The sequence below is a fragment of the Halobacillus sp. BBL2006 genome, assembly GCF_000786645.1.
Classification (GTDB): Bacteria; Bacillota; Bacilli; order Bacillales; family Halobacillaceae; genus Halobacillus.
Genome location: NZ_JRNX01000068.1, coordinates 1 through 9,437, shown reverse-complemented (window position 1 = coordinate 9,437; position 9,437 = coordinate 1). Strand labels below are relative to the sequence as shown.

Sequence of the window (9,437 nt, the reverse complement as noted above, 5' to 3'; positions counted from 1 at the left end):
TTTTATTTTTTCTGTTTACCCCTGCACTTTCATGCCAAACATTTCCTTTTAGAAAGACTATAGTTAAAGAGTTACCAGCGTCTTCCAAAAGAAAAAGACCGCTGCATCTGCGGTCTTTAACTAAACAGGTATTATAGTTTCAACTTAAAACACACCACTTTTTGCTCTGTCATGGATTCAATGGCAAATCGAATTCCTTCTCTCCCAATTCCAGAATTTTTCATTCCGCCGAAAGGCATCTCGTCTATTCGATAATCACTGCTATCATTGATCATGATCCCGCCTACGTCCATATGTTTAATCGAATAGAAAGCTTTCTGAATATCGTTTGTAAAGATACCTGCATGAAGTCCATAATTGACGTTGTTTGCTTTTTCAACGGCTTCCTCTAAATTTCCCACTGCTTCCATGATGACGACAGGGCCGAATATTTCTTCTTGGGCAATCCGTGCATGGCTCGGTACGTCTGTCAATACAGTCGGAGCATAATAAGCCCCGTCACGTTTCCCACCGATGGCAAGAACCGCTCCTTCTTCAATAGCCTCTTCCACCCAATTCTCTACTCTTATAGCTTCCCTTTCATTGATCATTGGACCTATATCCGTTGATGCATCCATTTTGTCACCAACTTTAAGTTGTTCAGCAAGATGGATGAATGCGTCTAAAAACGATGGATAAAGTTCTTTTTCAACATAGATACGTTGTACACCTATGCAATTTTGCCCAACAGCTGAAAAGGCACCGGAAACACAAGAAGCTGCTGCATCATCCAAATCAGCATCTTTCAATACAATGACAGGGGAATTTGAACCGAGTTCCATACTAACCTTTTTTACTCCTGCGATATGTGTGATTCTTTCCCCAGCCTCAGATCCTCCTGTAAATGAAACCATTTTAATGACAGGATGAGTGACCAGCGTATCCCCGATCTCTTTTCCTGAACCAGGAATAACCGATAAAAGACCTTTAGGCAGGCCGGCTTCGACGAACGCTTCTGCCAATTTCAGTGCACTTAACGGTGTAACAGAAGCTGGCTTTAATACAATCGCATTTCCAGATGCAATGGCAGGACCTATTTTATGAGCGACCAAATTTAAAGGATCATTGAAGGGAGTAATAGCAGCAACGACTCCGACGGGGAAGCGGTAATAGTAGCCTACTCGATCTTCACTGCCTTCATTCTGGTCGAAATTGATTGTTTGCCCATTGATTCTTCTTGCTTCTTCAGCACTAATTTGAATAGTCTGAGTAGCCCTTTTTACCTCACCTCTTGCTTCCGTTATCGTTTTACTCCCTTCAGAAGCTATGATTTGAGCGAATTCTTCTTTATGGTCACGCATATAATCCACAACATTATTCAAAACTTTTATTCGTTCATGTGTCGGCCATGACTCCAACTTTCGGTAAGTCTCATCTGCCTTTTCGATAGCATTTACCATCTCGTTTTTGGAAGCCCGGGGCACAAGGGCGATTAACTCATTGTTCTGCGGGTTGCGAACTTCAAAAGTATCCTCTCCATCAACCCACTCTCCGCCGAGTAACATTTTCATTGTCTTTACCTTTGTGTGCATGATTATTCCCCCTTAAGTTTTGGCTAAAATACGCTGTTGATTGAAATGAATAAGGTCGATCAATAAGGAATAGCCCGTTTCTTTAAGTCCTGCTCCGGCGCCTGTAAGCATGATGGATCCGGCTAAGTCGCATTCATAAACAATTGCGTTCGTTGCTCCTGTCACGCCAGCAAGAGGATCATCTTGTGCGATCCGTTCAGGTTTTACACTTGCCTCCACACTTCCATTGCGACGGGTAATTCTTGCTAACAGACGATATTTTTGCCCTTGGTTTAAGGCTGATTGGACATCATCGACGGTCAATCCCGAGATTCCTTCACATCCCACTTCCTTATGGGAGATTGGCACACCCATCACATAATTGGATAAGATGGCTGTTTTATATCTCGCATCATAGCCTTCCACATCACTTGTAGGGTCTGCTTCTGCATAACCCAGCTGTTGAGCTTTTTCTAACGCTTCTTGATAGGAAAGTCCTTTTTCCATTTCAGTAATCATGTAGTTGGTCGTACCGTTCAATATTCCTTTAATTTCCTTAATTTCATTTCCTAAAAGCGTAGTCTTAGGCATTCTGAGGGCTGGCGTCCCACTCATGACTGTACCTTCAAAGCCGAAAAATACACCTTTCGCTTTTGCCAATTCAGAAAGTTCCTCATAGGCTAAAGCAACTGGACCTTTATTCGTAGTGATGACACTCTTCTTGTTTTTGAAAGCTGTTCGACAGTGCGTAATCGCCGGCTCACCGGTTTTTACATCGGTGTAGGTGACTTCAACAATGACATCCGCATTAGAATGGATGATTGTCTCTGTGTTCGTCCAGCCCGTAATCGTCCTCCCATCTTCGGGATAGGTTTCAACAGATCCATTCTCCCTCACACAAGACAATAATTTAGAGATATCCAGCCCATCCGGGTGATAGACAGATCCCTTCATCATGTCCGCAACAGCAACAACTGAAACATCTAAATGGTGCTGGTTCTCAAGCATTTCTTTCCGCTCCAGAACGATTTCCGCAAGCGCCTGACCGACACCACCAAATCCAATGAAAGCTAGCTTTGTCGTCATACTCTTCCTCCTTTTAGCGTCTGCCACTCATATACACACTGAGTCAAAATCCTCACACCGTCATGCATTGCCTCTTCATCGATATCGAAGTCAGATTGATGGAGACTCTTTTCTTCGTTAAGTCCACATCCCAAGAAAAACATCGCTCCTGGAGTTTTTTCTGTGAAGTGACTGAAATCTTCGCTCCCCATACCGAACGGTCCTTCAAATATCTTTATTGGAAAGGCTGACTTTCTTATAATTTCATTTATAAATGGATCATTTATTAGAGCGGGTTCACCGCGATGAATCTTTAACTCATACCTTCCTCCGAGCGAAGTTACGATCTCTGCGGCTCGATGGATTTCTGAGATCATTTTTTCTCTAATTTCGTTAGTGTAAGACCTCATCGTCCCTTTGATTTCCACGGAGTCAGGAATAATGTTATTCGCATCTCCTCCATGAATTTGCCCTACACTGAGCGTGCCTACTTGCAGAGGATCAATTTTTCTGCCGTTCAAACTGTACAGCGCCTGTAATAGATAAGTAGCGATCCAAACAGGATCCGTGACATGCTGGGGATAACCCGCATGTCCTCCCGTTCCTTTAATCGTCAATTGAAAGTCATCATTATTCGCCATACTCGGTCCATCATGGACTTGAATTTCTCCCCTCTTCCTCCATGGACACATATGAAGAGCTAAGACAGCTTCTAAATCGTTCAGTCTTCCACTCTTGAGCATTTTGACAGCTCCGGTTTCTCCCGTTTCATCGCAATTTTCTTCTGCAGGTTGGAAAATTAATTTGATGGTACCTTTCAAAGCTCCCCTTTCAAAGTCCTCCGAAAGCATTTGAGCGGTTCCGAGCAATATAGCGGTGTGCGCATCATGACCGCAGGCATGCATAGCCCCAGCATACCGAGATTTATACGGAACATGCGTTTGTTCATGAATAGGCAGAGCGTCCATATCTGCTCGAAGTCCTATAACCGGTCCTTCTCCAGCATGAAGGGTGGCAATGATCCCATAGCCACCCACACCTTTTTCGATTTCATATCCTCCGATTGAACGCAGAGCTTTCTCTATTTGCTCGCTCGTTCTCTTTTCTTGAAAACTAAGCTCGGGGTATTGATGAAAGTCTCTTCTCCATTTCACTAATTGCTGGTGCAGCTGTTTTGACCTTGAGACCAAGTCCGTGTTTACGGTTGCCATGCGATCCCTCCATCAGCTTTTGGCGTAGGTTTGAATCGATTGGAATGCTTGAGCGAGATCCTGTTTGAGATCATCAATATCTTCAATTCCTGCCGAATAGCGGATTAACCCCTCAGGGATTCCCATCGCCGCTCTTTCCTCCGGTGTACATTCTACGTGACTCGTCGTTCTGGAAGGTCCAACAACGGTCTCCACAGATCCAAGATTCGCCGCACGATTCGCAAAATTCAGCTTAGGAAGAAGGTCTCTGACTGTTTCGACTCCCCCTTTGACTGCAAAGCTCAACATTCCGCCGTACCCTTTCATTTGTTCCTTCGCTATATCATGGTGAGGATGGTCTGAAAGGCCAGGGTAGAACACCGATTCCACCAGATCGAAGGTTTTCAGGTATTCGGCAATCTCTTGAGCATTTTTATTCTGCTGATCGACTCTGAGTTTCAAGGTTTTCATTCCACGCAGAAGCAGGTAAGCAGCCATAGGGTCAAGCGTAGCTCCATTGATTTCACGGTAATGGTAGACCGCTTCGACTAGTTCCTTGTTTCCACAAACAGCTCCACCAAGAGCATCTGCATGGCCACCTAAAAATTTGGTAGCACTATGGATGACTAAATCTGCTCCCAATTCAAGAGGATTCTGATTTACAGGTGTTGCAAACGTATTGTCGACGATAACAATCGCCCCAACAGCTCTTCCGGCTTCTGCCATTCTCTTAATATCGGTAATTTTCACAGTTGGATTGGTAGGACTTTCCAAGTAAAGGACCTTACATCCTTTTGCGATTTCTTCTTCTAATAATTCATGATCTCCTGTCTCACATAAAACAACTTCCACTTGCTGCTTTGGCAAAAATTCTGTAAAAATCTTATTCGTTCCTCCATACGTATCTTTGATGGATACGACGCGGTCTCCAGGAAACAGAAGCGTACCTAACGTGTTGCTGATCGCAGCCATACCTGTGGAGAAACTGGTAGCGGCTTCTGCGCCCTCAAGAATACGGATTTTCTCCTCAAAAGCTTGAACCGTCGGATTAGTGTTACGACCATAAATGTGACCAGACTTTCTCCCGACAGCCACCTCATACCATTCATCCATATCGTCGTAACCGAATGACACACTATGCACGACTGGAACCTGTGTAGCTCCAAAAGCTAATTGTTCTTTTTCACCGGCCCAGATTGTTTTTGTACTGAATTTAGCGTCTTTCATCATAAAGCTCCTCCTTTTATACAAGTAATGAATATACATGACGGGCAATAGCTGTATCCTGAACTCCCGTCCCAGATAAATCACAAACGGTAACTTGATTATCCGATTCCCGGCCTCGTTTTCGACCAGTTGTGATTTCGCCTAACTCTATAGCTTTTTCAGAGATATGAGCTTCACAATTACGAAGTTCCCCAAGTCGCTTTGATTGCTGAATGACATCGCACACAAAGACATCTGCCTTATCTAAAACTGCACATTCAAGTTCTTGTTTGTGCTCTGCATCAGATCCCATGGCGGTAATATGCAAACCAGCATGCAGCCACTCAGATTGTACAATCGGCTCTTTTGCGGGAGTCGTTGTGACCACGATGTCACTTTTTTCTACAACTTGTTGCGGACTTCCACAGACATTTACTTGAAGCCCAAGCAATTCTTTGATATCTTTTTTAAACTTCTCTGCCGCTTCCTGCCTTCTCCCATACACAAGTACATGCTCGATCGGGCGAACTAAGGTCAGTGCTTGCAGCTGTAATCTGGCTTGAGCACCGGTACCTATAATTCCAGCCACCCGACTATCCTCCCTGCTGCAATGTCGGGCAGCTACAGCACCTGCTGCTGCCGTCCGAATGTCGGTCAGCAGTCCGTTATCAGCCAGTACTGCCTCCGGGATCCCGGTCTCAGCGCTTAAAAGAATCATCATTCCGTTCGCACTCGGTAAGCCGAGCTTCGGATTATTAAAAAACCCCGATGACAGCTTCACCGCGAAACTATCGAAGCCCTCGATGTAAGCTGATTTAATATCTACTTCTCCATTGTTGATGGGAACATCCACACGCATAATCGGCGGCATATGGACTTTTTTCGTAATCAGGGCTGAAAAAGCTTCTTCGATGACCTGGATGACATCTGTATCTAACCGAATAACTTGCTCTATTTCTTCCCTGTGAAAGAGTTGAATGACCGACACCTCCTAACTGATTTGACCACTAAGGTCCATATGATCTCGCACGATCAATTCCTGCGAATAGGTGGTAAAACGCTCACTTCCTGTTTCTGTAACACGGAAGGTTTCACTAATTTCAATTCCGTCCGTATCAAACCAGAGAGCAGGGATAAGGTGAAAGGTCATGTTCGGTTCTAATACCGTACGATCTCCCTTACGAATACTAGCGGTATGTTCGCCCCAATCCGGGGGATAGTTCAGCCCTACGGAGTAACCCAGTCGTGCCTCTTTTTCATATCCATGTTTCAGAATACTTTTTCGCCACACCTCTTCCAATTCTCCACACGTTACGCCTGGTTTCGCAGCGTAAAGTACATTTTGGATTCCTTCGAGAACAACGGGAGCCACTTGTTTAAGCTTTTCGTTCGCCGGGCCGATCGAAACGGTTCTGGCAAGCGGCACATGGTACCGTTTATAACAGCCCGCCAGCTCAATAATGACCGCATTTCCTTCTACAAAAGGACGGTCAGTCCACGTCAGGTGAGGAATAGACGTATGATCTCCAGTAGGAAGTAAAGGTACTATAGCCGGGTACTCGCCTCCAAAATCGGGCGTTCCTTTCACCATGTGATAATAAATTTCAGCGGCGGTATCACATTCTCGCACGCCGGGATAAATACTTTCGACTCCTTTTGTCATCGCTAAGTCCGCGATTTGGGCGGCACGGCGCATATATTCAATTTCTTGATCAGACTTTACAATTCGTACGTAATTAACAAGCAGGGTTGCATCTTTAAACTGTGCATTGGGAAGTCCCTTCTTCAAACGTTCTAGCGCCATTCCTGTAAAATAATAGTGATCCATCTCTACTCCAATTGACCGATTCCCTTGACCGATTTGTGTTAGAATTTCTCCGATAAAATCCATAGGGTGATACGTATCGGAATGAACATAGTAATCAGGATAAGCAATGACATTTTCATCATAGATCCACGTCGTTACCCTTGCCCCGTTGGCATCTTGATAACGACCAATCCATAAAGGCTGCGGTTCATCAATGATGATCACGAGCATTTGATGGACATAAAAAGACCAGGCATCATAACCAGAAAGATAATTCATATTTGCGGGATCCGTAACCAACAGCACCTCAATACCTTTATCAGCCATCCGCTCCTTTGTTTGTTTCAGGCGATGGTGATACTCCAAAATATCAAATGGAAGCACCATTTAATTCCCTCCTGCTCTTTTTGTCTGAATATTTAAACATCGACTAACTTAATTGTATTCAATGATTTTTTTTAATGTAATGTAAAAAGTGTATGAAGTTTTAAGCTGAAATTTAATACATTATGTATCGAAGTACGTATAGTCTCTCGTAGTCCCGACGTGAAAAAAGCCAACCTCCGGAATGAGGTTCTCTTCTCTGATCCAGGAGGTTGGCTGATTTTTTGAAAATCTGGGAGCTGGGGCTTCGGAATGAATTGTTGGCCCCGTAGTCCCGGCGTGTTGATAAAAATGAAATTTTCCACAGGCGAATCTAATGATTTATACACATGTGGATATCCGATTTTAGTGGACAAATTTCTGGATAAGTTAGTAATAGTGTGGACAAAACGCCGTTGGAATTAATGTGAACTATGATCAAGAAGTTACATTTCTTTAAAGTTTCATTGATCCTGATGCCTCTAAACAGGGTATCAGTCTATTACTTTGATAAGGCGCCTTTTATGTCTGAATATATGACATTAATAGTTATTGACTGATCAATCTCCCTTGTGAGAAAATTTTACCAATAATTATTTAATCGTCGATGCTTGTTATCTTTTTTATTTACATATTCACAACTAACGTACTGAGAGCAGGCTAACTCTGAGGAGGTTGTCCACCCTTTAGCCGATTTGACTTAATTAAAACCGAATAAGGAGAGGAACGACTTGAAAAATCGTTTTCTACATGGCTTTTTGCTAACTGTCGCCTTTGTGGTATCTTTTTCAAGCTTTTCATCTTTTGTCACTTACGCCGATCAAGTTAAAGTCGATTACGTTGCTTTGGGTGATTCACTAGCTGCAGGTGTCACCCCTGAAAGTACGCCTGAAAATCCACCTAAGAACGGCTATGCAGACTACTTAGCAAGACACATCAATGAATTAGGCTCTCTACAATCTTACGAAAAACGCTATGCAGTTCCAGGATACACGAGCCAAAACGTCATTAATGATTTGATAGCCGATGTAAAAAAACCATCAGAAGCCCTTGATCCGAGAGGTCTGCGCACCGCCGTTTCAAATGCAGAAATCGTTACGGTCAGCGCTGGTGCAAACGATATGTTACGAACGTTAAAGATTGACGGTGATACTGGTGAAACTACGATCGATCTTGAAAAGTTTGAACAATCCCTTCAGACCGTAGGAAAGAACCTTACAGCAATATATGCTGAAGTAAAAGGATTGAATCCTGAAGTCGATGTCTATTTCATGGGGTATTACAACCCATATCCTTATCTGCCATCTGACCAGAAGGCCAAGCTTGATACCGCACTTCAACAATTGAACAATGTTATTCAACAGGCGGCAGCTGCAACGGGAGTTTCATACGTTCCTACAAGCGAGCAATTCCAAAAACAAGCAAAGAATCTATTACCAGACCCAACCAATATCCACCCTAATAAAGAAGGACACCTTGTGATTGCCAATCAGTTCTGGAAAGCTTTTGAGCTGCAAGAACCTACTGAGTTCAATGATGTAGATAACGATAGCTATGCTTTCAATGAAATCAATGAATTAACTGCCAAAGGAATTTTAAAAGGCTATGGGGATGGATCATTCGGACCAAATGATTCAATCAAGCGCAGCCATGCTTCAATCATGTTGACAAGAAGCATCATTTTCCATAACGAGGACATGCCCGCAGATCCTGATTTTTCAGATATTTGGTCAAATATGGCCTCCTACTCTTCCATTGCGAGATTAACAGAAGAAGGAGTCATTGATGGATTTCCAGGAGGGATGTTCAAACCTAATGAAAGCTTAACAAGAGAGCAAATGGCAAAAATTTTAGTCACTGCTCTCAAGTTAGAAAGTAAGCATACAGATCTTTCTTTTCCCGACGTTGATGAAGATAGCTGGGCCTACCCCTATATCAAAATTCTAGCTGAACACGAAATCACGTTAGGTCATGAGGATGGAGAATTTAAACCGAAACAAGAAGTTACACGAGAGCAGCTCGCTGCATTCCTCGCTCGGAGCATGAGGAATGAATAAGCAAAGAAGGTTCTAAGCTTCCACTTTTCCATAATAAAAGAGGCTTGGACAAAACTGAATGAAACGCAAAAATTTCGAACGATTTGTTGAAATCATCAGTTCGGAATTTTTGTGTGCCAAAAAAAGAGTGAATGACCGCTCCGTCAAAACACTTCGCTTTCCACGGGCACGGCCTCAGCTTCCTCGGAAAGCAAAGAAC

Annotated in this window: 7 protein-coding genes; 1 reads left to right on the top strand and 6 read right to left on the bottom strand. The window is 43.4% G+C overall.

What is annotated here, in order from left to right:
- Positions 1-131: 131 nt before the first annotated feature.
- Genes LD39_RS02635 through LD39_RS02610 form a run of 6 tightly spaced genes read right to left on the bottom strand, consistent with a single transcriptional unit; the run spans position 132 to position 7,205 of the window.
- Positions 132-1,571, bottom strand: coding sequence for an aldehyde dehydrogenase family protein (locus tag LD39_RS02635; protein WP_035542601.1), 1,440 nt, complete (start codon positions 1,569-1,571; stop codon positions 132-134).
- Between the two features lie 12 nt (positions 1,572-1,583).
- Positions 1,584-2,636 carry a homoserine dehydrogenase gene (locus LD39_RS02630; RefSeq protein ID WP_035542599.1) on the bottom strand — a complete coding sequence of 351 codons (1,053 nt, stop codon included), beginning with the start codon at positions 2,634-2,636 and terminating at the stop codon, positions 1,584-1,586.
- Entirely contained in the window at positions 2,633-3,826 is a 1,194-nt protein-coding gene (locus tag LD39_RS02625; protein ID WP_035542597.1) for a M20 family metallopeptidase, read from the bottom strand. The genes LD39_RS02630 and LD39_RS02625 overlap by 4 nt, the downstream gene beginning before the upstream one ends.
- A 12-nt stretch (positions 3,827-3,838) precedes the next feature.
- Positions 3,839-5,032: a cystathionine gamma-synthase family protein gene (locus LD39_RS02620; protein ID WP_081988254.1), complete on the bottom strand. Its 1,194-nt coding sequence runs from the start codon at positions 5,030-5,032 to the stop codon at positions 3,839-3,841.
- 16 nt (positions 5,033-5,048) lie between these two features.
- Positions 5,049-5,999, bottom strand: a complete 951-nt coding sequence (locus tag LD39_RS02615) for a cyclodeaminase (RefSeq protein WP_231572500.1) — start codon at positions 5,997-5,999, stop codon at positions 5,049-5,051.
- Between the two features lie 3 nt (positions 6,000-6,002).
- Entirely contained in the window at positions 6,003-7,205 is a 1,203-nt protein-coding gene (locus tag LD39_RS02610; RefSeq protein ID WP_035542593.1) for a M24 family metallopeptidase, read from the bottom strand.
- A 707-nt stretch (positions 7,206-7,912) separates the two neighbouring features.
- Between LD39_RS02610 and LD39_RS02605 the strand changes: the two genes are divergently transcribed.
- Positions 7,913-9,238 carry an S-layer homology domain-containing protein gene (locus tag LD39_RS02605; RefSeq protein WP_035542590.1) on the top strand — a complete coding sequence of 442 codons (1,326 nt, stop codon included), beginning with the start codon at positions 7,913-7,915 and terminating at the stop codon, positions 9,236-9,238.
- Positions 9,239-9,437: the final 199 nt, after the last annotated feature.

Bases quoted from the DNA above. Each gene is read 5' to 3' on its own strand.
- LD39_RS02635 (WP_035542601.1), bottom strand. From the start codon at position 1,571: ATGCACACAAAGGTAAAGACAATGAAAATGTTACTCGGCGGAGAGTGG.
- LD39_RS02630 (WP_035542599.1), bottom strand. From the start codon at position 2,636: ATGACGACAAAGCTAGCTTTCATTGGATTTGGTGGTGTCGGTCAGGCG.
- LD39_RS02625 (WP_035542597.1), bottom strand. From the start codon at position 3,826: ATGGCAACCGTAAACACGGACTTGGTCTCAAGGTCAAAACAGCTGCAC.
- LD39_RS02620 (WP_081988254.1), bottom strand. From the start codon at position 5,032: ATGAAAGACGCTAAATTCAGTACAAAAACAATCTGGGCCGGTGAAAAA.
- LD39_RS02610 (WP_035542593.1), bottom strand. From the start codon at position 7,205: ATGGTGCTTCCATTTGATATTTTGGAGTATCACCATCGCCTGAAACAA.